The 22,625-nt window shown below is 44.3% G+C and carries 25 protein-coding genes and 2 riboswitches; of the genes, 11 read left to right on the top strand and 14 right to left on the bottom strand.

Translation table 11 applies throughout. The annotated features are described in order from the left end of the window. Positions 1 to 46: 46 nt before the first annotated feature. From QNI29_RS05795 to QNI29_RS05765, 7 genes are all read right to left on the bottom strand, one after another. Positions 47 to 505, bottom strand: coding sequence for a nucleoside deaminase (locus QNI29_RS05795; protein WP_231418212.1), 459 nt, complete (start codon positions 503 to 505; stop codon positions 47 to 49). Between the two features lie 194 nt (positions 506 to 699). Then, entirely contained in the window at positions 700 to 2,031 is a 1,332-nt protein-coding gene (locus tag QNI29_RS05790) for a Na+/H+ antiporter family protein (protein ID WP_284526890.1), read from the bottom strand. A 15-nt stretch (positions 2,032 to 2,046) separates the two neighbouring features. Beyond that, on the bottom strand, positions 2,047 to 3,567 hold the full coding sequence (gene hutH, locus QNI29_RS05785; RefSeq protein ID WP_231418213.1) for a histidine ammonia-lyase: 1,521 nt from the start codon (positions 3,565 to 3,567) through the stop codon (positions 2,047 to 2,049). A 717-nt stretch (positions 3,568 to 4,284) separates the two neighbouring features. Next, positions 4,285 to 4,725 carry a histidine utilization transcription antiterminator HutP gene (gene hutP / locus QNI29_RS05780; protein ID WP_231418214.1) on the bottom strand — a complete coding sequence of 147 codons (441 nt, stop codon included), beginning with the start codon at positions 4,723 to 4,725 and terminating at the stop codon, positions 4,285 to 4,287. 141 nt (positions 4,726 to 4,866) lie between these two features. Further along, positions 4,867 to 5,739, bottom strand: coding sequence for a DMT family transporter (locus QNI29_RS05775; protein WP_231418215.1), 873 nt, complete (start codon positions 5,737 to 5,739; stop codon positions 4,867 to 4,869). Between the two features lie 289 nt (positions 5,740 to 6,028). Beyond that, a complete protein-coding gene (locus tag QNI29_RS05770; protein ID WP_231418216.1) occupies positions 6,029 to 7,072 on the bottom strand; it encodes a Gfo/Idh/MocA family protein in 1,044 nt (347 codons plus the stop codon). 13 nt (positions 7,073 to 7,085) lie between these two features. Continuing rightward, positions 7,086 to 8,066 (bottom strand): Gfo/Idh/MocA family protein, encoded by a 981-nt coding sequence (locus tag QNI29_RS05765; RefSeq protein ID WP_231418217.1) that lies wholly within the window; start codon positions 8,064 to 8,066, stop codon positions 7,086 to 7,088. Positions 8,067 to 8,599: 533 nt separating this feature from the next. Further along, a riboswitch (TPP riboswitch) is annotated at positions 8,600 to 8,708 on the top strand. Between the two features lie 115 nt (positions 8,709 to 8,823). On the opposite strand from QNI29_RS05765, the gene QNI29_RS05760 reads away from it, so the two are divergent. The 8 genes from QNI29_RS05760 to QNI29_RS05725 all read left to right on the top strand — a co-directional run bounded on the left by QNI29_RS05760 (position 8,824) and on the right by QNI29_RS05725 (position 14,787). Next, positions 8,824 to 9,813 carry an ABC transporter substrate-binding protein gene (locus QNI29_RS05760; RefSeq protein WP_231418218.1) on the top strand — a complete coding sequence of 330 codons (990 nt, stop codon included), beginning with the start codon at positions 8,824 to 8,826 and terminating at the stop codon, positions 9,811 to 9,813. 5 nt (positions 9,814 to 9,818) lie between these two features. After that, positions 9,819 to 10,112 (top strand): thiamine-binding protein, encoded by a 294-nt coding sequence (locus QNI29_RS05755; protein WP_231418219.1) that lies wholly within the window; start codon positions 9,819 to 9,821, stop codon positions 10,110 to 10,112. Continuing rightward, entirely contained in the window at positions 10,109 to 10,879 is a 771-nt protein-coding gene (locus QNI29_RS05750; protein WP_231418220.1) for an ABC transporter permease, read from the top strand. The genes QNI29_RS05755 and QNI29_RS05750 overlap by 4 nt, the downstream gene beginning before the upstream one ends. Next, on the top strand, positions 10,872 to 11,612 hold the full coding sequence (locus QNI29_RS05745) for an ABC transporter ATP-binding protein (protein WP_231418221.1): 741 nt from the start codon (positions 10,872 to 10,874) through the stop codon (positions 11,610 to 11,612). The genes QNI29_RS05750 and QNI29_RS05745 overlap by 8 nt, the downstream gene beginning before the upstream one ends. Before the next feature lie 216 nt (positions 11,613 to 11,828). Further along, on the top strand, positions 11,829 to 12,377 hold the full coding sequence (locus tag QNI29_RS05740; protein ID WP_231418222.1) for an NAD(P)H-dependent oxidoreductase: 549 nt from the start codon (positions 11,829 to 11,831) through the stop codon (positions 12,375 to 12,377). A 72-nt stretch (positions 12,378 to 12,449) separates the two neighbouring features. Beyond that, positions 12,450 to 13,235, top strand: coding sequence for an SDR family oxidoreductase (locus QNI29_RS05735; RefSeq protein WP_231418223.1), 786 nt, complete (start codon positions 12,450 to 12,452; stop codon positions 13,233 to 13,235). A gap of 248 nt (positions 13,236 to 13,483) precedes the next feature. Then, on the top strand, positions 13,484 to 14,131 hold the full coding sequence (locus QNI29_RS05730) for a peroxiredoxin-like family protein (protein ID WP_231418224.1): 648 nt from the start codon (positions 13,484 to 13,486) through the stop codon (positions 14,129 to 14,131). A 416-nt stretch (positions 14,132 to 14,547) separates the two neighbouring features. Further along, positions 14,548 to 14,787, top strand: a complete 240-nt coding sequence (locus tag QNI29_RS05725) for a hypothetical protein (protein WP_231418225.1) — start codon at positions 14,548 to 14,550, stop codon at positions 14,785 to 14,787. Between the two features lie 62 nt (positions 14,788 to 14,849). Here QNI29_RS05725 and QNI29_RS05720 read toward each other — a convergent pair whose 3' ends face one another. Genes QNI29_RS05720 through QNI29_RS05710 form a run of 3 tightly spaced genes read right to left on the bottom strand, consistent with a single transcriptional unit; the run spans position 14,850 to position 16,715 of the window. Further along, positions 14,850 to 15,215, bottom strand: coding sequence for a GntR family transcriptional regulator (locus QNI29_RS05720; protein WP_231418226.1), 366 nt, complete (start codon positions 15,213 to 15,215; stop codon positions 14,850 to 14,852). Further along, complete coding sequence (locus QNI29_RS05715; RefSeq protein WP_231418227.1) at positions 15,215 to 15,868, bottom strand: ABC-2 transporter permease; 654 nt, start codon at positions 15,866 to 15,868, stop codon at positions 15,215 to 15,217. Before QNI29_RS05715 ends, QNI29_RS05720 begins: the two co-directional genes overlap by 1 nt. Then, on the bottom strand, positions 15,861 to 16,715 hold the full coding sequence (locus tag QNI29_RS05710) for an ABC transporter ATP-binding protein (protein ID WP_231418228.1): 855 nt from the start codon (positions 16,713 to 16,715) through the stop codon (positions 15,861 to 15,863). The genes QNI29_RS05715 and QNI29_RS05710 overlap by 8 nt, the downstream gene beginning before the upstream one ends. Before the next feature lie 702 nt (positions 16,716 to 17,417). Between QNI29_RS05710 and QNI29_RS05705 the strand changes: the two genes are divergently transcribed. The 3 genes from QNI29_RS05705 to QNI29_RS05700 all read left to right on the top strand — a co-directional run bounded on the left by QNI29_RS05705 (position 17,418) and on the right by QNI29_RS05700 (position 19,472). After that, positions 17,418 to 18,659, top strand: coding sequence for a dicarboxylate/amino acid:cation symporter (locus tag QNI29_RS05705; protein WP_231418229.1), 1,242 nt, complete (start codon positions 17,418 to 17,420; stop codon positions 18,657 to 18,659). Between the two features lie 198 nt (positions 18,660 to 18,857). Further along, complete coding sequence (locus QNI29_RS21110) at positions 18,858 to 18,962, top strand: putative holin-like toxin (RefSeq protein ID WP_354665938.1); 105 nt, start codon at positions 18,858 to 18,860, stop codon at positions 18,960 to 18,962. A gap of 228 nt (positions 18,963 to 19,190) precedes the next feature. Next, positions 19,191 to 19,472 carry a hypothetical protein gene (locus QNI29_RS05700; RefSeq protein ID WP_231418230.1) on the top strand — a complete coding sequence of 94 codons (282 nt, stop codon included), beginning with the start codon at positions 19,191 to 19,193 and terminating at the stop codon, positions 19,470 to 19,472. Between the two features lie 32 nt (positions 19,473 to 19,504). On the opposite strand, the gene QNI29_RS05695 is transcribed toward QNI29_RS05700, so the two are convergent. The 4 genes from QNI29_RS05695 to QNI29_RS05680 form a co-directional block, all read right to left on the bottom strand. Continuing rightward, complete coding sequence (locus QNI29_RS05695) at positions 19,505 to 19,729, bottom strand: hypothetical protein (RefSeq protein WP_231418231.1); 225 nt, start codon at positions 19,727 to 19,729, stop codon at positions 19,505 to 19,507. Positions 19,730 to 19,834: 105 nt separating this feature from the next. Next, complete coding sequence (gene lysA / locus QNI29_RS05690; protein WP_231418232.1) at positions 19,835 to 21,121, bottom strand: diaminopimelate decarboxylase; 1,287 nt, start codon at positions 21,119 to 21,121, stop codon at positions 19,835 to 19,837. A 93-nt stretch (positions 21,122 to 21,214) separates the two neighbouring features. Further along, positions 21,215 to 21,389, bottom strand: a riboswitch (Lysine riboswitch). 272 nt (positions 21,390 to 21,661) lie between these two features. Continuing rightward, the gene (locus tag QNI29_RS05685) at positions 21,662 to 22,111 is read right to left on the bottom strand and encodes a YkvA family protein (protein WP_231418233.1); all 450 of its coding nucleotides are present in this window, start codon (positions 22,109 to 22,111) and stop codon (positions 21,662 to 21,664) included. 182 nt (positions 22,112 to 22,293) lie between these two features. Next, on the bottom strand, positions 22,294 to 22,593 hold the full coding sequence (locus tag QNI29_RS05680; protein ID WP_231418234.1) for a putative glycolipid-binding domain-containing protein: 300 nt from the start codon (positions 22,591 to 22,593) through the stop codon (positions 22,294 to 22,296). Positions 22,594 to 22,625 lie beyond the last annotated feature (32 nt).

Below are 22,625 nucleotides of genomic sequence, written 5' to 3'. Positions count from 1 at the left end.
AAAGCAGCCCGTCAGACGGACTGCTTCAGACGATCCATATAAGAATTTATGAGAAAGAATACCCTTCAAATACGTTTAGGCCTTCCTCATTTAACACGTTTCCTACCACTTCAGGCTGGTTCGGACTCTTAGCAAAGACTTCTTTACAGGAGATCATAATGTTATCTCCTGCGATCTCAGCTAGTTGATCGTGGCTTACGCTGTAGACAACTTTACCAAGATTCGCCCACACCATTCCTCCTGAACACATCACACAAGGCTCACAGCTTGTATAAAGAGTATATTCACTTAGGTCAAACAGGTTATGTTCTGAACAGAACTTGCGGATTAACCCGATCTCAGCGTGATGGGTTGGGTCACATAGAGAATTGATTTGATTCTCCCCAATCATCGCTATCTCATCATCTTTTACAAGAATCGCTCCAAAGGGCTCGTTCCCCTCTGCGCGGGCTTGCTTAGCCATTTCAATCGCTTTTCTCATAAATTGTTCATCTGTTTGTTTCATCTGTATTTCCTCCTCACTGATCCACCTTACACCATTAGGATGAGATTTACGAACCAGTTTCATACAAGAGGGGCGATGGCTATTACCATTCTTGAGCATCAGGTTTTAACACCTCGCCGCGGAAAGCGAGTGATTTCTCGAACCACCTTCCTCTACCTAACGGCAACGGAAACATCCCCCCCTCTATCCAACCTCTAAAACAACACAGCCGCTAGCACGCCAAAGATAAAGAGCGGGATGTTGTAGTGGAGGAAGGTGGGGACGCAGGTTTCCCAGATGTGATTATGGCGCCCGTCGGCATTCAGTCCTGATGTGGGGCCTAAGGTGCTGTCTGATGCTGGGGAGCCTGCGTCGCCCAGGGCTCCTGCTGTGCCAATTAGCGCTGCTGTTGCGACGGGTGAGAAACCGGTCGCTAGGCAAATGGGAACGTAAAGGGCTGCGATGACCGGGATGGTTCCGAATGAAGAGCCAATTCCCATCGTAATGACAAGCCCCACAAGTAACATAACCGTCGCAATAAGGGCGTGGTTCCCGTCGAGCCACCCATCGGTTCGTTCTACTAGTTCAGATACAGCACCTGTTTCTTTTAATATCGTTGCGTAACCTGAAGCAATTAGCATGACGAAGGCGATCATCCCCATCATTCCAATGCCTTCGTGAACAACCCGTTCTCCTTGAGAGAATTTCACCACCCTGGTTGCAAACATCACGATAATACCAGATAACGCTCCAATAACGAGAGAATCCGTCATAAGCTGCGTAACAAGTGCGACGAGAATGGCTAAGACGGTCATGGTATGGCCGAGATTCCACGTAACCTTCTCTTGTTCATAAAAGTCTTCAGGAATCCCTTCATCTTCAGGCTCAACGTGAAGTCCATCTTTTTTCTTACTCACACGGTCTTTACGATACGTGACGAAAACAGCAATGAGTAATCCTACAACCATGCCGAGTCCTGGAAGAAGCATCGCTTGAGTCACATCGCTAAGAGCAATCTCCATCCCGTTCGCTTTCATCTCATCCCTTATAATGCCCTGAAAGATTAATCCAAAGCCCGCCGGGATCATAATGTACGGAGCCTTCAATCCAAATGTAAGAGCAGCAGCAACCGCGCGACGATCCACTTTCAGTTTATTAAAGAGCGGCAAGAGCGGCGGGATCAGTATTGGAATAAACGCAATATGTACCGGGACTGCGTTTTGAGATAAACACGCAATACCCGCAATCACCAGGACGAGGATGATTTTTTGCTTTCCTATAATACGTAGCATATGCTGCACAAGAATGGTCGTAATACCTGAGAGGCCAATCATGACAGCGAAGATTCCGAGCAAAATATAGCTAAGGGCCGTGTTCGATTGACCGCCCATTCCTGAAACGATCACTTCAACGGCTTCTGTTACATTCAATCCGGAAACCAGTCCTGCTGTAATCGCAGCAATCAAAATAGCAAAAATAACATTTACCCTGACAAGACTTAGGACGACCATTATAAGCACACTTATTAGAACAGCATTTGTGAACACGAAATTCCCCCTTTATCAGTTTGTAATCGATTCGTTCTTTGTAAGTTCCCATTGAAACGCTGTACGCTCAAGCCATCCTGTTAGCGCGTCAATGTCACGGGCAAAGACACGGTCTTCTTCCATAGACGCGACGACGGTCCGCGCATTTTGATGTAGATCTTGAATAGCTTTTGACGCCTTATCCACTCCCCGGTACTCTAAAGCCTGAAGGGCACAGATCAACTCGATCGCAAGCACCTTCTGGGCGTTTAAGACAATCTGATACGCGTGCCGGGCTCCAATCGTGCCCATACTGACGTGGTCCTCCTGGTTTGCAGATGACGGTATGGAATCTACACTTGCCGGATGCGCGAGCGTTTTGTTCTCTGAAACAAGAGAAGCTGCGGTATATTGCAAAATCATAGCTCCTGATTGCAGTCCAGGATCAGGGCTTAAGAACCCAGGCAGGTCATTGAGCTGCGGATTGACTAGGCGCTCGACGCGACGTTCTGAAATGTTCGCAAGTTCGGCCACCGCAATCTTCATAAAGTCCATCGCAAGAGCAATCGGCTGCCCGTGGAAATTCCCACCTGAAACGACTGTTGCCCCGTCGTCTAAAATAAGGGGATTATCTGTCGCTGCATTCATTTCGATCTCAAGCTTTTCTTTTACATAGGATAAACTCTGCCTCGAAGCACCGTGCACCTGAGGGATGCAGCGAAGGGAATACGCATCCTGCACGCGCTTCTCCCCTTGTCTTGTGATTAGCTTGCTTCCTTTTGTAATCGTTCGGATCCGCTCGGCCACTTCCATTTGCTCCGGATACCCGCGGGCTTCATGAATGGCTGGGTGAAACGCATCGATAATGCCTTCAAGTGATTCTAACGTCATCGCAGCAATCCAGTCGCACTGCTCCATAAGCTGGTCCGCTTTCAAATAATTTAATACGCCCATCGCCGTCATCGCTTGTGTACCGTTTATAAGCGCCAATCCTTCTTTCGCCTTTAATTCAAGAGGGGCCATTCCTCGCCCATCATAGACTTCAGCCGTCGGTTTCGTCGCCTCTCCGTCATACACCTCTCCCTCACCGACAAGCACGAGAGCAAGGTGAGATAAAGGAGCAAGATCTCCAGACGCCCCAAGGGACCCTTGTGACGGAACGACAGGTATGATCTCTTCATTAACAAGGTCACGAAGCCGCTCCACAAGACAAGGACGAACGCCTGAAACCCCTTTCAATAAAGCGTTTAATCGTAAAACCACCATCGCTTTACTGACAAGCTTCGGGAAAGGTTCCCCAACCCCGCACGCGTGAGAGCGTATTAAATGGAGCTGCAGCTTATTCACATCTTTCTCATGAATCCTGACATCACTAAACTTTCCAAAGCCAGTGTTAATCCCGTAGACCGTCTTCCCCTCTCTCACAATACCTTCCACAACATCTCGACTCTTCTTAACATTCTCTAAACTCCGAGGCGCAATTACGATCTTCTCTTTGTCAAAAAGGATTCGTTTCATTTCTTTTAAAGTTAACGTAGATCCCGTTAATTCAATCACACTGATCAACTCCTATTAAAATTGTTTTGTTTAAGATCAGGGGTACTATTGAGCAGCCGAGGCTGAGACATTTTAGCATGAGTGGGTCTGTTCCCATGGGTGAGTGCTAGGGGTGTCTTTGGAACGACTCGCTTTCCGCAGGCGAGCTGTCGAGCCTCCTCGGGAAAAACACCCTGCGGGGTCTCGTCGACCTCTTTCTCCTGCAGGAGTCTCCCCGTTCCAAAGACACCCCTTGGCCTAATTTGACTGAACAGCCCCTTTGTTTGACTATGGCAAGCAGTCTTCAAAATGGCTTTTAGTAGGTTTTTGGCAAGTTTCCGTTTCCCCATATATAGCAAAGGTGGTTCGGGAAATCGCGAGACTCCTGCGGCAGTAGGAGCCAGTCTAGTTCCAGCGTGGAGGACCTAGCGAGACAAGTCATCTTTTTTCCAAAGGCTTATCGCCTTTTCCAAAAAGCAGCCTTGCCCGTACGGTCCTAGGCACCACGCTTGCACATTTCTATCTAGGGGAGACCCCACAGAGAGCGTAAGCGAACGAGGAGGCTTCCCAGCTCGCCGCGGAAAGCGAGTGATTTCCCGAACCACCTTACACCCCACCAAACTGACGGAAACTTCCTCTCAACTTCGCAAGAGATATTGAGCCAAAAAAAGGAGGCGACAATGGCATAGGAATACCATTGTCGCCTCCTCATAACTAATGACTATAGGCAACTCTTAATTATCCAATATGATTAATACCAAGACCAAAGGCCTCGTGCTCAAGCCCTTTTACAGGTGCTCCGATGGTGCCGTAAAACGCGACGGCGATCCATTCTCCTTCTTCTAACTCGACGTACGGGGAGCCTCTCACGATGGCGAACTTTAAACCAACGGTTCGCATCATATCCCCAGCACCGATCTGACCTCTCATGACGCCGTTTAATGCTTCTAAAATAGCATGGTAAAGGGCGTGGGTTTCTCTGTATACGTCATCTACTATAATATGATTTCGCTTCGCTGCTGTTTCCACGGCAGCGATAATTTTTTGCATATTCATGGATCCGGCTTTGCCTGTGCAATACTCGACGTCTTTTAACTGATCCGTGAACGGCTCTAATTCTTCATCTGTTAAGGATGATACTAACAGCGCTAACTTCCCTATCGGAATCTTTGGACTCATTGACTTCACCTAAATTCCACATAAACTGTACGAATGACTAGTAACTAACTTAAATTGTAAGCGTTTACTTAATATTCTGTCAATCTACATTTTAGCCTATGAGGATTTCCGTGCGTCTAGAACACTTCCCTAGCCCCCTTCCTAAGAAGATTGTTTCACGCTTAAAATGGTAATGGTGGCTAAGATTAGTCCCATTCCGGCATATTGCATTAGCGTTAACTCATTTCCAAGTAACGCAATACCGAACAAGGAAGCTGTTACAGGTTCCACCATAGCTATTATGGAAGCTGTAGAAGGAGCTGTTCGTTTGACCCCGCGGACATAAAGGATAAACGACAGACCAGCACCGATAATTCCTAAAATGATAAACATTCCAATATCATCTGAGCTTACGACGGAAACCGCTTCTCCGAAGTCTATACGGAGGGCAAGCACCAGAATAAAGAATAGGAAAGCAACCGTTAGTGTAGCTTGAGGACTACCTAATTTAGCGGCTTTCTTAAATCCAAATATAAATAAAGCGTAAGAGATCCCTGCACTTAAACCAGCGACGATCCCCATAAACGAAACAGAACTACCTGAGTTGTAAGCCCCTGTTAACAAGATTACCCCTACAAGAACGAAAGCAATGCTTGCCCATTTAAATAGGGAAGAGCGCTCAATGCCAAGTAAAAAGGAAACGAGTAACACAAAGATAGGTGCTGTATACATTAACGTTGCCGCAATCGGGATGCCGGTTGATTCTATCGCTAGAAAGTAAAACAGGAAGTTCCCTGCTACACCTATTCCAGCCACCGCTGCCCATGAGTAAAAGTAAGGATTTTTGTTCTTGATCTTAATGACTTTCCGTCTGATTAAGTACCAGAGTGCAAAGCAAATAAACCCTATAAACCCACGGTAAAAGGCAATAACCGCTGGATTCCAGCCTCTGTTCATCAAAATATCTCCAACGCCGCCTGTAATCCCCCATAAAACTGCAGAAGTCAGAATAAAAAGTATGCCAGTATAATTCATTGTGTCCCTCCTCTTGATTGTTCTTATTACAGACCTCTTCTAATAGATCGTGCTCAGATTACGGAGGATCTGCCTCGTCTATCGCTATAGTATCGGTCTTTTACTATTCATTCCATCTATACCAACTTTTCAAACTTCTTTCTTAAAACCTCAGAATATTAATCCTGTATAACCTTAAATATGTTATGTTAGTACATCAATTTTTGGGTACTTTGTAGGATACCTCTGCCCGAGTGCATGTGAGCATTGCGCATAAAAAAAGCGTTTGTGCCGAAGCACAAACGCTTTTTTACATCTCAACCGCTTTTCCAGTAGCTGCTGATTCGTATAAAGCTTCAATAATTCTTTGAACAAGCGTTCCTTGGTGGGTGTGTCCACTCGTTTTTTGACCCATAAGAATCGATTCAATAAAGTGGTGCACCATGTCTTTATGGGCATTGCCCTTATCCACATAGGGAGGCGTGAGATCCAGAAGGGTATCGTGTTTTTCCTGATACATCGTGAGCGGAAAAACATCCGCCCCTCCCTGGTCACCCATTACTTTTAGAACTCTCGCATCCTTATCAGCAATGTTCGCCGCGAAGGAGGATTCAAATAAAAGGGAAGCGCCGTTTTGGAACGCAATCATGCCCCGGGCCATGTCTTCGACGGAAAAGTTCTCATGATCCCATTCCCCTAAGAGACCTACACCAGGACGTTTCCCAATTTTATCGTACGTCACTCCAAGTACCGTTTTTGGTTCCGGATACCCCATCAAATACAAGGCTGAATCAAGCATATGGATGCCATTATCGATTAGCGTTCCACCACCTTGAAGCTCCTTGTTCGTAAAGACGCCCCAGCCTGGGATGCCTCGCCTTCTGTTCCATTTCGCTTCCGCTGCATAGATCTCTCCCATTTCCCCTTCATCTATGAAACGCTTCACTGTTTCGACTTCCGGACGAAAGCGAAAGTGGAATCCATACATAAGGTGCTTGCCTAATCGGCTTGCCGCTTCTTCCATCTTCTCTGCATCACTCGATGAGATCGCTGGTGGCTTCTCACATAACACGTGGCAACCTGATTCCATCGCGGCGATCGCCTGCTCCGCATGAAACGCGTTCGGGGTGCAAATGCTGACCGCATCTAAATCCATTTCACGAAGCATATCCTGATAATCTTCGTACGCATGGGAGATGGAGAACTCACGGGCACAGTCTTCAGCCTTTTCCTTATTGTGATTCGCCACGGCAACGACTTCTACTGCATCTCCGTAGTTTTGATAATTGGGAATATGAGCACTCCTTGCGATGCCTCCTGCGCCGATAATCCCAATTCTAAGTTTCCGATTCATATCGTTCGCCCCTTTATCCGTTATAGTAAGCTTGTACCATTTCATCCATCACTCGGTTCGTCCGAAGCGCAGAACGCCTGGTACTCGGTGATTCTCCTTCTCCTAACAGCTCATCGACAATCGTTTGAATCAGGTGCTGCTGAATCGGACTTGGGCGATCGATATGAAATTCCTCTGTTCCGAAACGATTGATTAATTTGATTGGCACTTCATCAAACGTTGAGAAAATAATTTCCCCTTTCGTCCCAACAATTCGGTTTCGATCTTCATTCTTATAGGAAGAAAAGTTCCACACACCAGTTCCCATAACCCCGCTTTCAAATCGGAACGTTCCACTTACACTATCTTCAGCAGGGTAAGAAGCTGCCAGATTGTCCGCATACCCTTTTACCTGTTCAATTGGTCCAAGAAGAAAGTCAAAGAGGTCAAGTGTATGAGAAGCGACGTCGTAAAATAAACCTCCACCGCTCACTTCAGGCCGAACCCTCCAAGGCCATTCTCCGTTTTCATCCTTTTCTAATTGCCTCTGGGTTTGTTCCATCGTCACAAAGCGCACATCCCCGATGGCACCTTCATCGAGCAGTTCTTTTACTTTAAGAAAACGAGGCAGACGGCGGCGATAATAGGCCACATATAAAGGCACATGATGTTCCTCACAAACATCGATCATCGCCTGGCATTCCTCTGTGTTCAGTGCCATTGGTTTTTCGACGTATACAGGCTTTCCCGCTTTCGCCACGAGGTCTGTATACTCCTTATGTGAACCTGGTGGCGTTGCTATGTACACCGCATCTACTTCAGAATCTGACACAAGATCATCTGCTTTGTCATACCACTTTGGCACGTTGTGTCGCTCTGCATAATCTTTCGCAAGCTCACCACTTCGTCTCATCACAGCCACGAGCGAACTGTTTTCCGCTAGTTGAAACCCTGGCCCGCTTTTCACTTCAGTCACATCGCCACAGCCAATGATCCCCCATCGAATCTCTTTCATATGTATGTTCCTCCTTCTTTTATAAAGCCCTTACAAAAAAAGTTACAAAATAATTTATTTCCCCAATTCCGACCAAGTGTAACCTATGAATGTAAAAAAGAGCAATCCCCTCAGCAAAGAGATTGCTCTTTGTCATTAATCTACGAAAACTTCCGCAAAGTGATTGTGAATTTGTCTCTTGTATTGCTCCACGTCCGTACCTTTTACTAGAGAAGAATCATACGGCTACAGGGCTATCTGTGACTTTTTAAAAGCACTTTGTTCCTAAAAGGTCACAGAGCCCACGTCTCTCTTACCTTTTCACCCTTTCAGCTGCGAAAAGGTCATAGATTCGACCTATCTGTTCCCTTTTGAAGTCATAAAGCAACGAAAATGTCACAGAGAGCGCTTCTCTCTTACTTTCCGAGCCCTTCTCCCCCGAAAAAGGGAACAGATCTCAGAATCTCTCCTCTACGAAAAGCCCTCTTGCAATTCCGAAACGAGTGTGGCAAAGTCTTAAGAGAAAGAGCGTTAATCATAATTTAATAGGAACACGTAACATGTAGGGGAACCAGTGTGACTGGTTGAGACGTCCTGTAGACAGACGGACCCTTAGAACCTGATCTGGTTGAGACCAGCGTAGGAAACATATCTAAACGTTTTTAATGATATGCACCCTAGGTATGGTACCTGGTGCTTTTTTTATTGGAAAATTTTCTACGATTCTCTAAAAGTCCCTTACCGTTTAACGCTCTCATTACAAAAGGGAGGAATCATTTTGAAGAAACTATGGATCTTGACGTGTCTAATCGTCCTCTTAACCGCTTGCTCAAGTACAAGTGGGGAAAATGGAGGCGAAAGGGAGTCTCTACAAGACGTGACACTTGTCCTCGATTGGACGCCAAACACGAACCACACCGGCCTATATGTAGCGAAAGAAAAAGGCTATTTCAAAGAACAAGGCTTGAATGTGGATATTATTATGCCAGGAGAGGCCGGAGCTGATCAGCTTGTCGCATCAGGGAAAGCAGACTTTGGCATTAGCGCACAGGAAGCTCTTACGAAAGCGCGCGTGCAGGACATCCCGGTCGTATCAATCGCAGCAATTATTCAGCACAATACATCAGGGTTCGCTTCTCCAGCGGAGAAAAATATTGAATCACCAAAAGATTTTGAAGGAAAGACATATGGCGGCTGGGGCGACCCAGTTGAGCAAGAAGTCATCTCTTCTCTAATGAAAGGAGAGAACGGGGATCCTGACAAAGTGGACATCGTGAACATGGGAAATACCGACTTCTTCACAGCCGTTGAGAGAGATGTTGATTTCGCATGGATCTACTACGGGTGGACAGGCGTTGAGGCCGAGCTCCGTGGTCAGGAATTAAACATGCTGTACTTAACTGATTACTCAGAGAAACTTGATTATTATACCCCCGTCCTCACAACGAACCAGAAACACATCGATGAAGATCCTGAGCTCGTTGAATCGTTCACGAAAGCCGTGTCCCAAGGCTATCAATTTGCGATCGACGAACCAGAGAAGTCAGCTAATATTTTAATAGACGCCGTACCAGACCTTGACAAAGAGCTCGTCAAAGCAAGTCAGAAATGGCTGTCACCGAAATACAAAGACGACGCGGAACAGTGGGGCGTACAAGATCAAGCCGTTTGGGAAAACTATACCGATTGGATGTACGAAAACGGGTTGCTCGACCAAGAACTGAAGGCAAGTGAAGCCTTTACGAACGAATTCTTACCAGAGGAGTGATGACAATGGCCAATTCATTAGTCAGTATTCAAATCATACCAAAGACACCAAACGGAGAACCAACCATTCCGATGGTGGACGAAGCGATTTCCATTATTCAAGAATCCGGAGTGAAGTACGAGGTCCATCCCCTTGAAACGACGATGGAGGGAGATCTATCCGAGCTGTTTCAGATCATCGAAAAGATGAATGCGCGCATGGTCGAACTAGGGTGCCTGAATGTGATCTCACAGGTTAAAGTGCTCTATCAGCCAAGTGGTGCTTCAATGGATGCGTTAACGGAGAAGTATTCCGAGTGAAACAAGCAGTCTTAAAAGGATGGCGGCCTGCACTGGTCATCATCCTTCTCTTTATTAGTTGGGAAGGCGCTAGTCGACTATTTGATATTCCAGAATGGCTCATCCCCTCCCCATTTCAAGTGTGGGAGGAAGGAATAGCCGGATGGTCGTTGTATAACCATCACCTCTACTCGACCATCTGGCTCACCGTGATTGGATTTCTGATCGGGTCCACGTTTGGCATCGTCGTGGCGATTCTTTTGCACGTCACCCCTGTGTTCCGAAACATGTTTTACCCGCTTATTATTTTCTCACAGAATATCCCGATCATCGTGCTCGCACCACTCCTTGTCATCTGGTTCGGATTCGGTATGTTGCCAAAACTGATCATTATCACACTCGTTTGCTTCTTCCCGATTGCCGTTTCAACGATGGACGGATTAAGACAGACGAGCACGGAATTGCTTCATTATATGAAAATGGCGGGCGCAACAAAACGCCAGACGTTTTGGAAATTAGAGTGGCCCCATGCGCTGCCTTCTTTATTCTCCGGGTTAAAGATCTCTGCTACATACAGTGTAATGGGCGCCGTCATTTCCGAGTGGTTAGGGGCGAAAGAAGGGATTGGCGTTTATATGACGCTCGCCTCTTCCTCATTCCGAACTGACCGAGTTTTCGTGGCGATCTTTTTAATTATGGTGTTGAGCCTCACTTTCTTTGCGCTGATCACACTCGTCGAGAAGCGAGTCATTGCCTGGAAAACGAAAGGAGTTGAGACAGATGGCTGAACTCACATTACAACACCTATCAAAGTCTTTTGACGGCCAACTCATTTTAAACGACGTGAACCTCCGGGTCGGAGATGAGGAATTCGTCTCCATCCTCGGCCCCTCCGGCAGCGGGAAAAGTACCCTCTTTAACCTGATCGGAGGCTTGTACCAACCTGAACAAGGCGAGATCACACTAGGTGGTAAAGACATTAAGGGCACAAGAGGATCGATTAGTTACATGCCACAAAGTCCTTCCCTTTTTCCGTGGCGGACGATTGTTGAGAACGTAATGCTCGGGAGTGAAATCGCAGGAAAGACAGACAAACGTGCTGCGCTCTCAATGCTTGACCGGGCAGGTTTATCAGGCTATGAGAACACTTATCCTCATCAGCTGTCTGGTGGAATGAAGCAACGAGCCGCTTTTGTCAGGAGTTTACTTAGCCCACAACCTTTGATCTGCTTAGATGAACCCTTCTCTGCACTCGATGAATTCACAAGGCTCGAGATGCAGAAATGGCTCCTTGATCTTTGGAGCGAGCATAAGCGGTCTGTTCTATTTGTGACGCATAACATTGAAGAGGCTCTGTTCCTATCTGACCGGGTTGTGGTGTTATCAGAACGACCGGCTACAGTACAAAGGGAATTTCAGGTTCCGTTTCCTCGGCCGAGGGAAGAGTCGCTTTTTTTATCAGAGGAGATGCTTCGGTGGAAGCGGGAGATTTATCAGGAATTGAAGGGAACAATACAGTGAAAAAAGCATTCCAACCATGTTGGAGTGCTTTTTTAGCATAGAACGATCGCTTATGAATTTTAGTAAGACATTCACCCATCCTCCTTCAGCGTTTGCTAAAAGAAATAACACTGATTCATCAAAAAATCGAAATGATTGCAATCCACATAAAGTGATGCTATTATTTTCAACAGTTCAATGGTTTTCGAACTATAAAACCACTTAGGAGGAATAATCATGGAAAACATCTTAGTCATCAATGGACATGAATATTGGTCATTTGCACCAGGAAGACTGAACAAAACGTTATTTGATGAAATCATAAGCCAATTGGAAGGCTCCTATAACATCAAGACCACTGTTGTACAGGAAGGATATGATGTGAAAGAAGAACAGGAAAAATTCAAATGGGCAGATACAATTATCTTCCAAACACCCATCAATTGGTTTAGCTTGCCAGGCGCCTTTAAATCATATATTGATGCCGTATATGAACCAGGTGTCTTCTTCGGAGGCGATGCTGAATATGGCCATAATGGAATGATTAATGGCAAGTATATGTTCTCGACAACATGGAACGCTCCAGAGTACGCTTTTAATGCCAAAGACAAATTCTTTAAAGGGCAGGATATTGAAGGTGCCCTTGATCACTTCCACAATATGAATAAATATGTCGGACTTGAGCCACTTAAGAGTTTCGGAGCTCATGACGTTATGAAGAACCCTGACATCGATAAATACCTCACAGAACTTCGCGCACATTTAAAAGAAGTATTCAACGTTTAATTTAATTACAATTATGGCAGATGGAAACGTTCCTAATAAACAAATCCTTATCTCTTATAGGAGGAAATCAGAATGAGCAAAACTGTTTTTATCACGGGCGCAGGCAGCGGCTTAGGTAAAGGTGCAGCCATTGGGTTAGCTAAACAAGGACATCGTGTAATCGCTTCTGTTGAAATTCTTTCCCAAATTACCAGCTTAAAAGAGGCCGCTTCACTAGAAGGTGTAGAGTTAGAAATCATCAAACTCAACATCAATAATAAGCGTGATCAGGAATTAATCCGTGAGTATGATTATGATATTTTCGTAGCCAATGCAGCGATTGGTGAAGGTGGTCCCGTCGCAGAGATCCCCGTTGATCGTGTACGGAATATCTTCGAGACGAATGTGTTTAGTACCTTGGAAAATGCTCAAATTGCAGCCAAAAAATTCGTAGAAAAGAAAGCAGGAAAAATCGTATTCCTTAGCTCTATTGCAGGTGCCGTTAGCATCCCTTACCTAGGGCCTTATGTAGCATCTAAGCATGCAGTTGAAGCGATAGCGAAGAATATGAAGGCTGAGCTTGAAGAGTTTAACGTCCAAGTCGCCACAATCAATCCTGGACCATACGAAACTGGTTTTAATGACCGAATGTTTGAAGAGAAGCAGAAATGGTATGATGAAGACAAAAACTTTACACCTCGCAAATCTATGGCTGGAACAGGAAAAATGTTAGAAAATCAATACCATCCTCAAGAAATGATCGATAAGATGGTAGAGGTAATCGCAGCTGACCACCATGCTTTCCGAACCGCATATCCACAAGATGCAGAAGATATGATTAAAGAAGCGGAAGCGCAGAATTGGGAAGCGAAAATATAAGTATAGCAGGACTACAGACTCCTATAATATGCTTTTTGCAATCAATAGTTCGATTGTTTTTGAATTATAGAACAATTGCGTCGGTCTTAAGCCACTGAAAAGTTTCGGAGTTCACGACGTTATGAAGAACCCTCATATCGACAACTATTTAACAGAACTTCGGGCATATTCGACGCTTCATTCATATTGCGATAGATTAAAGTAATTTTTTAAGAGATACCATTCAAAAGAAATCTTGAGGTGAGAGTATGTTAAAGGACGAACTACAAGCAGTTCGGGAGAAGTTCTTTTCAAAAGCTCCTGAGCACGTGACGAATAACGTAACACAAGCAACTAACGAGCTTATCGAGTCGGGAATAGCCTCTGGATTGGCGGAAGGTGACAAAGCCCCAGATTTCACATTGGAAAACGCCAGCGGGGAATTCGTTACTTTATATGATGAACTGAAGAAAGGCCCTGTTATTTTGAATTTCTACAGAGGAGGTTGGTGTCCTTACTGTAACCTTGAGTTGAGAGCTTATGAAGAAATTCTGAATGATATAAAAGCTGAGGGAGCTCAATTAATCGCCATCTCCCCTCAAACTCCTGACCAATCCTTGACTACACGTGAGAAGAACAACCTCTCATATGAAGTAGTAAGTGATCCAACACAAGAAGTTATCAAGCAGTACAACTTGTTGTTTGAATTACCCGACTACCTTGTCAAAACGTATAAAGAAGATTTCAATATCGACTTGAATCTCTACAATAACCAAGATAATCCTTGGAGATTGCCTGTTGCTGGAACGGTTGTCATCAATCAAGATGGAACCATCATCAAGTCGAGTGCAAATGTTGATTATATGTACCGGGCTGAACCAAGAGAAGTTCTAATGCATCTCAAAAGCTCGAAATAATAAGTATAACCAGAAAAAAGGTACACGATGTACCTTTTTTCTGGTTTTATATATGAATAGAAGGAGTATATTGATGAACAAGTTATTGCCCTAATCGAGTTCGAATCATGTGTCTGGAATCATATTCATAACTCGAATGGGTTACATTCGCTGGTACCTTAAAATGCAACCACTCCTATAATCGCAAATATTACAAATAACACCACAATACCTATAATGATCCCTTTTAGTAGCTTCAAAACACAATCCCCCTATTTCCCTCTTAAACCTATCATAAATTTTTCTGACCCCATTTTACTGGATGATATATGGAAGTAAAACCCTTAATTACGTTATATTAAAATCTTTGCTAAACTGTGTTTATACAAAAGAACGTATTACAGTAGTGTCTATATTTTGAAAGGGTGTTAGTAAATATGTCGATTGTAAGGCTCCCTATTTTCAGGGCGGTCGTATATTGCTTATTGGTTCTAGTGTTATTATTCTCTGATTCTTTAAACTATCTTAACTTTTTTGCTATTAGTGTAATCTATGTCGTGATCCAAAGACTAGCTCTAAGGTATGAATTTGACCGATCCACTAACAATAAACTTATTGATTTTGGTTGGTTACCTATTGTTATTGCAACCATGGTGACAGTTATGGTGACAGTATAAAAGAGCCGCATAAAATGCGGCTCTTAGTGGGTTTCATTCGTATTTCCATTTTTTAAATCCACTTAATAAACCTTCTTCAGAAGTTCCATAACTTCTTCTATCGTCAGACCAAAGGATTTGTAATACGAAATATCAACAGCCATTTGCTCTTCGACCATTTCATTACGCTTTTGAATCATCTCTTCAGAGGAGAGTTCAGCCACGAAGCATCCCTTCCCCGTTATTGTATAGATCAACCCACATCGCTCAAGCTCTTCCCACGCTTTTTTGATCGTTATAATACTCACACGCAGTTCCTTCGCAGCTTGGCGTATGGAGGGTAAGTGATATCCTTTTTCAATTTCACCCTTGAGGATTTGAGCACTAATCTGTTCAAAAAGCTGCTGATAGATTGGTTTTTCAGAGGTATTTGAAATAGCTATGTTCATTAAATATCCACTTTCTTAAATCGTTTAATAGCAATATAATAAGCAATAATCGTAAATCCTGCAAATATTGCCATTCCAGCTAATAGAATGGGAACGTGGATCGCTAGATTATCTGAACCGCTGCCTTTAAACAGATCAAACATCATAGAATTTTTGATTCCTAACCACTCAGCACCTCCCGCAAATAGCATCGCACCTGTGATGGCAGCTATGGTAGGGGCGCCAAATTTGTAGGCTGTCTTAAAATACATAGATATGAAGATTAGATTGAATATGGCTAGCATGATAAAACCAAGTCCCCAAAACCCTACCGTTGGCCCAAAGAAGAAGTTTTGGATATTCGGATATAAGTGCGTACTAATGATGCCAAAGAACACTGCCGTTACAATGTGCAATAATTCTAAGATTACAATAACGGCCACTTTCGCTTTTACTATATCGTTTTTCGTGACAGGCATCATAAGAGAAAACTCTAAATCATTCTGTGATTTATAAGCCCCGCATATATTAGGTACTGTTATCCAGCAAAAGTACAGGAGTACAATAAAGTATAACCATCCTGGAATTAACATTAACGCTCCGGTCAGAAAGGGTAATAGATAAAAGAAGGGATTTACGCCTAGCTTTAATTCCTTCAAAAGTAAATTATACATACTGCCCCTCCCTTTTTGAGAAATAGATCATGATCTCTTCAAGATTAGGCCGCGCTGAGCGAATATCGAGCGTCGGGTCAAAATCTTGATTATGGATCAATCCTGTAAAGCCAAATGAATTCTTTTTGTAGGAAATTAAATCGTCTTTAACCTTTTCAAGTTGACTTTCATCCCCATTCAACAACCGATATGTGTTAATAAATTCATCTTTCTCAGCGCTATTAATGATTTCTCCGTTATGAATATAGGTAATATAATCCGCACATTTTTCTAAATCAGAAGTAATATGAGTCGAGAAAAGAATACTAATTTCGCCTTCCTCCACCAACTCTTGAAATAGGTCTAACAAATTGTCTCTTGCTACAGGATCAAGTCCACTTGTCGGTTCATCAAGGATAAGTAGTTTCGAACCATGGGATAAAGCAAGCGCCAAATTGTACTTTACTTTCATCCCTTCAGACAATTGGGCGATTTTTTTGTTCTCATCTAAGTCAAACCTTTTAAGATAATTGTTGTAGGTTTCTTCATCCCAATTCGTATAAAACTTCTTAATCACATTCGTCACGTTTTTGATTTTACTTCTCGTATAATAATTGACCCCGCCAAAGGCATACCCAATCACTTGCTTCATTTCGAGTTCATGCTCGATGAAGTTCTTACCCAAGGTACTAATTTCCCCACTATCAAACTGAGTCAGATTCAAAATGGATTTTATTGTGGTTGTTTTACCAGCCCCATTCGCACCGATAAATCCCATGATATATCCTTTCTGTAGTTGAAAAGAAACATCTTTTAACTGAAATTGCTCATATTTCTTGTTCAGATTTTTGACTTCCAAAGCCATCATAGGAAAGCTCCTCTCCAAAACCGTATATACTGTGTATACCTTATATACACAATATACCCTTAGGACAAGACTTCTGTCAATTACTTTTGGAATTCATTTCAAGTCATTATAAAAGGACCAAACACGTTAGATGGATCTAAACTGTCCTACATTCCGAACAACAGAACTATCCCTTCTACACAATCCATGATAAAATTCGTAAGGACATCATAGTAGATGGGGCCGTCTTTATTGACTAGTGCTTGGGGTGTCTGGGGAACGACTCGCTTTCCACGGGCGAGCTGTCGAGCCTCCTCGGGCAAAAATCGTGCCCTGCGGGGTCTCGTCGACTTCTTTCTCCCGCAGGAGTCTCCCCGTTCCCCAGACACTCCTTATCTAAGTTTGATGAGACGGCCCTCCAGCTTTGGGTGGTCGCGTAGATTCAACTCTATTTTCTAATATGGCATGTTTTCCGTTCTTCTAAATATGGCAAAGGTGGTTCGGGAAATTGCGAGACTCCTGCGGCAAAAGGAGCCAGTCTAGTTCCAGCGTGGAGGAGGCTTTTAAGGGAATAATGAAGTTCGACTAAGACCGTCACGTCAATCGCCAACGTCGAATGACCCCACCTCGTGTGGGGCCCGTGGAAAGCGAGTCGTTCCCAAGACACCCCAACCACTCATCAAACGTAACGGTCCCAATTATAAAGACAAAGGAGGAAACTCGTTGAAAAAACTCTTCAACACCTACATAGAAACATCTTTCGTACTTAAAATGTTTGTCGGCTTTCTAGCCGGTACACTGCTCGCCCTTGCGATCGGGGAACAGGCAACAGTGGTTAAACCACTAGGCGATTTATTAATTAACTTGTTAAAACTCATTGCGATTCCGGTCATCTTCCTAACGGTCGTCCTAGCTGTGGATCAAATGAACCTACCCACTCTCGGCCGTATGGGTGGAAAGCTCATCCTTTACTATATCGCTACAACGGCAGCTGCGGTGTTCATCGGTCTTGGACTTGGCTTTCTAGTCGACCCTGGTAAGAATCTTGAGCTTCCGAATGCAGACGTCGAGAAACCAGATACACCGTCTTTCGGTGATGTGTTGATGAACATTATCCCGGACAATATTGTCGCACCGTTTGTAAACGGGGATCTGATGTCGATTCTTTTCTTATCGGTCATTATCGGCATTGCGATTTCAACGATGAAGTTCTCAACTGATGAGAAGATGAAGGAATATGGTGAGCTTTTAGACCGCTTCTTCCAGGCGCTAAATGAACTCTTTTACAAGCTCTTAAAAGGCATTCTGTTATATGCGCCGATTGGAATCTTCGGGGTGAGTGCCTCGTCCTTTGGTGGCCAAGGATGGGAAACGCTTCAGTCCTTGCTTAGCTTTACAGCTGTCTTTTATGCAGGTGTGGCTCTTCTATGGATTCTTGTGTATACATCATTCCTTAAGCTATCAGGTCATTCGCTGAAGCCGTTCTTCTCTGCTACGAAGGACGCCTATACAACAGCCTTCTTCACTTCAAGTAGTGTGGCGTCCCTCCCAGTTGCCATTGATACAGCTAAGAAGGCTGGCATCTCAGAGCGTGTCGCTCATTTCACCCTTCCGCTCGGGGCAGTCTTCAACTCTGATGGCGGAGCCCTGCGTATGGGCGTTTCGATTGTGTTCGCGGCAAACATTACAGACTTATCCCTGTCTGTTGGAGACTTCTTCACGATCGTAGTGATCGGAACCCTTCTATCCGTCGGAACAGCAGGGGTTCCAGCAGCTGGTCTTGTGACCTTATCTGCAGTATTAACGATGTTCAACCTGCCCCTTGAAATCGTCGCGCTCATTGCGGGTGTCGATGTTTTAATTGGTATGGCCGGTACGGCTTCGAACGTATTTGGAGATATTGTTGGAGCGGCCGTCGTGGATCGTTCAGAAGAAAAGGTTGGGAAGACGAAGAAAACAGCCTAGACCTTGATAAAAAAAACGGACTCCCTATTCCAATTAGGAGTCCGTTTTTTATGTAACTTTAGCACCATCCCTTGTATAAGGATTGATGGAAGCAAGAACCTTATGACAATAAGTTAAATATTGTAAAACAGTTATGGTATACTGTTCCTAACAGTTTAACCGTTGGGGTGGGCGGTCTATTCCTCTGCGAAGGCGGAGGTGAAAGCCGTGGATTTACAAGTTGTAATAACGTTTGGCATTTTTCTTGTAGCGTTGCTCAACTTAATTGTCGTATTAATCGAAAAGATTAGTAACAAAAAATAATCCACCCCAACGCCGCCGGAAAGGTGTTTAGGGTGGATTATTTCATCTCTAAAATCATCGCAGCCGGCCGCTCTTCAAAGCGGATAAGCTGTTGTTGAGTCCAGTGTACCAGCACTGGGCTCTTTCTTAATAGTATGGTTAATCTACTTTAATTATACAATACCTTATACGATTTAAAAAAGGAATATACACAACCCATTAAATGAAAAAAACAAGGAGAGGATCACATTGAATTACGTTATTCTTTTATGTTCTTTAGTTTTATCCACTTTGGGATCTGTTCTGCTACTCAAAAAGAAAAGCCACAAACGTTTAAGCATGCTACTAGCGCTTGTCTTAAACGCCTCTCTACTCGGAACGCTGACATGGATTTCTTACCGCATGAGTGCGGAGGCAACGGTATTTGGAATCGGGCAGACGAACGTTTATGAACTGATCTTTGCCATCCCGATCCTGACTTGGTTCAACTTTATTATCCTTCAGTTTGTACCAAGCACGGAAATGGAATAACGGGGCGAACGAATTCGCCCTGTACTCATACTTTACAAGAGTGCTGCGATAAACAGGCTCAAAGATACAGCTAAATAAACAATCCCCCGCCTTTTACTTTTATCTCTTAATTCTTCTATCCCAAATCCTAAATTCAGAACAGCCACAAGAGGAAAAATAACCTCAATCGGCCAATCAATCGGATTGATCAACAGATGATACACACATAAACCGATCATAACAGCTGCCAAACCTAAGTTCACTTTCTGCAAAACCATGTTTAAGCCCCCTCTTAAACGAACCGAACCTTCACCATCCAAAAGTTGGTAAATATTGTACTAAGCTTAACATAGGGAGGAATCCTTTACCACACATATCCTTTTCTATTGATCTTTCCTTACCAAATCCTCATACGTCTCACGCTCGATTACGACGCGGGACTCCCCCTTGTCGGCGAATACAACAGCGGGTCGTGGAATGCGATTATAGTTGCTCGCCATGGAATACCCGTAAGCTCCTGTACTGAACACAGCGAGAATATCTCCGTAATTGGTAGGAGGCAACATCAGATCCCAGATCAGCATATCTCCTGATTCACAGCACTTTCCGGCTACGCTTACGAGTTCTGTCGAATCCTCGTCCGGTCGATTGGCTAACATCGCCTGGTACCTTGCCTGATAAAGCGCTGGGCGGATGTTGTCTGTCATCCCACCGTCCACCGTGATATACGTGCGGAGATCGGGGATGATTTTCTTCGATCCGACTTTATAAAGCGTTGTCCCCGCTTCTGCTACCATGCTTCTACCTGGTTCTATCCACACTTCCGGATAAGGGAGTTCGTGAGTCGTATAATGCTTTTTCACACTTTCTGAAATAGCCGTAACATATTCAGAAATGGTCAGCGGCTGATCGTCTTCTGTGTATCGAACGCCAAATCCTCCTCCAACGTTCAGAACAGGTAGCGCTAATCCGTACTTCTTGTTCATCTGATACACAAATCCTGTTAAGATCTGAATCGCCTGATCAAAACCTTCTGTTCCAAACATTTGCGAACCAATATGAGAATGGATGCCTAGCAGTTTATATTGAGGTTTACGGGCAGCAATTTGGATCGCCGTTTCAGCCTGGCCGTTTGATAAACCGAATCCGAATTTCGAATCTTCTTGTCCCGTCATAATGTATTCGTGCGTATGAGCTTCTACACCAGGCGTTACACGGAGCAGGATACTCACTTCTTGATTACGCTTGCTGGCAAGATCATGTAGCATCTCAAGCTCTAGGAAGTTATCAACGACAAAACAGCCGATCTCTGCATCGAGTGCCATCGCTAATTCCTCTTCTGATTTGTTATTTCCATGAAAGTGAATGCGGGCTGCCGGGAATCCAGCTTCAAGAGCCGTGTAAAGCTCACCACCTGAAACGACATCTAGGGATAACGCTTCTTCATTAGCTAATCGGGCCATTTCTTTACATAAGAAAGCTTTACTCGCATAAGCCACCTGAAAGTCGAGTTCGCTTGACTCGAAAGCGCTACGGAAAGCACGGGCGTTACGTCGAATCATGCCCTCATCATACACCATGAGCGGTGTGCCGTATTCTTCTACTAGCTTATCCGTACTCACCCCACCGATTTCTAATGAATGTCGTACGTTCGCTTCAACTGTTTGCATGTATAAATCTCCTTTTGTCTCCTCTGCAACACAAAAAAACCGTATGAAGCGATGTTCATACGGTTCTTCTTATTTGAAGAATATGTACAACATCTCTTCAATAGTGCTCCACAATTTAACATTGCGACAGTCTGGCATTTGTTTAATACCAGCCCAACAAAGAATAGAATGGCTATTCTTAGTCTCGGCGATCTGCCTTTCCCTTCCCTTCGCCGGACCCATTGTCCTCTGGAAAGCTACTCATCATACTCGCGCCTCTATTGTCAGAGAGAGTTATTATATAGTTTATTATGGTTCAAAACTATACCATTCTTTTTGAACGACTGTCAATCATACGCCTCTTGGAAAAAGTATCTTACCTTAAGAAATATTCGGTTGCTGCAATAAACAACACGACGACAACTGCCGTCATCCACACAAACCAGTCCGGAACGTATGCCCATTCAAACATCATTCCCACGCCCTTCCCGAATTTCAATCTACTCTCATCATACAGAAAAAGACTTTTCTAAGTAACCCTACTCAGAAAAGTCTTCACGATCAGCCTTCAGCGGGGCGGTCCGATTCATGGGGATCTTCTAAGTCATCCACATTAATCGAATCTCCGAAGAGCTTCTTCATGCGCTCCTTCGCTTCAGCGCGAACATCGTCATTGATATGAGACAACACCTGGTACACGGCGTAAATAATAACGGCACTGTCATCAGCGAACCCAACTGCCGGAATTAAGTCGGGGATTGCATCTACTGGTAGGATTAAGTATCCGAGTGCGCCGGCAATGGTTAGTTTCGCTTTCTTTGGGGTGTCTGGATTTTTGAATGCGTAGAATAGGAGCAGGCTATAGTATACGCCTTTCTTTCCAAGGCGACCGCTATAGGCGCGTACTTTCTCGCCGAATTCTTTTTCTGAGAAATAGGCACGCCCTCGTTCTATGGCGCGGGCTGGGTTTAGGTTTTTTAAGCGTTGTTGATAGGTCTTCTTTTCCTCCATGGTCCCTCTCCTTTAATGGAATGATCATGGTTTCTGTTTTCCCTGAATAGTGCGGATTTATTCCTGCTCACTAAATGTTGAGGAATTGTTTCCGTTTGCTTTAATGGAGGATAAGGCGGGCCTGGAAACCACTCGCTTTCCGCGGCGAGCTGGGAAGCCTCCTCGTTCCTGCGGGGTCTCCCCTAGGCTCCTCTTGCCGCAGGAGTCTCGCAGTTTCCAGGCCCGCCTTTGCCAAATTGGGAGGAGACGGAAACGCGCCATACAGTGGATGAAGAGTAGGAATGATTCTCGTCTTCTTGCACATCAACGCGTCTTGTTAGCCAATTCTTGTCCATGGTGATGCGGTAGGTAATATGATGAATATCTTCTTTTGAGGCAAAAAGGACGACTCCTTGTGCTGTAATGTTCCCTTCCTCTTTACTAATCTTTAAGTGTTCACTCCCTGAATGTTCGATATGCTGCCAGAATACTTTTTTCTCCATACCTTCACCCCTTCTATTTCATCCTCTTCCTA

It is taken from the genome of Pontibacillus chungwhensis (genome assembly GCF_030166655.1).
Taxonomy (GTDB): Bacteria; Bacillota; Bacilli; order Bacillales; family BH030062; genus Pontibacillus.
The sequence above is the reverse complement of the archived record's forward strand: the minus strand, read 5'-3'. Positions and strand labels throughout refer to the sequence as shown.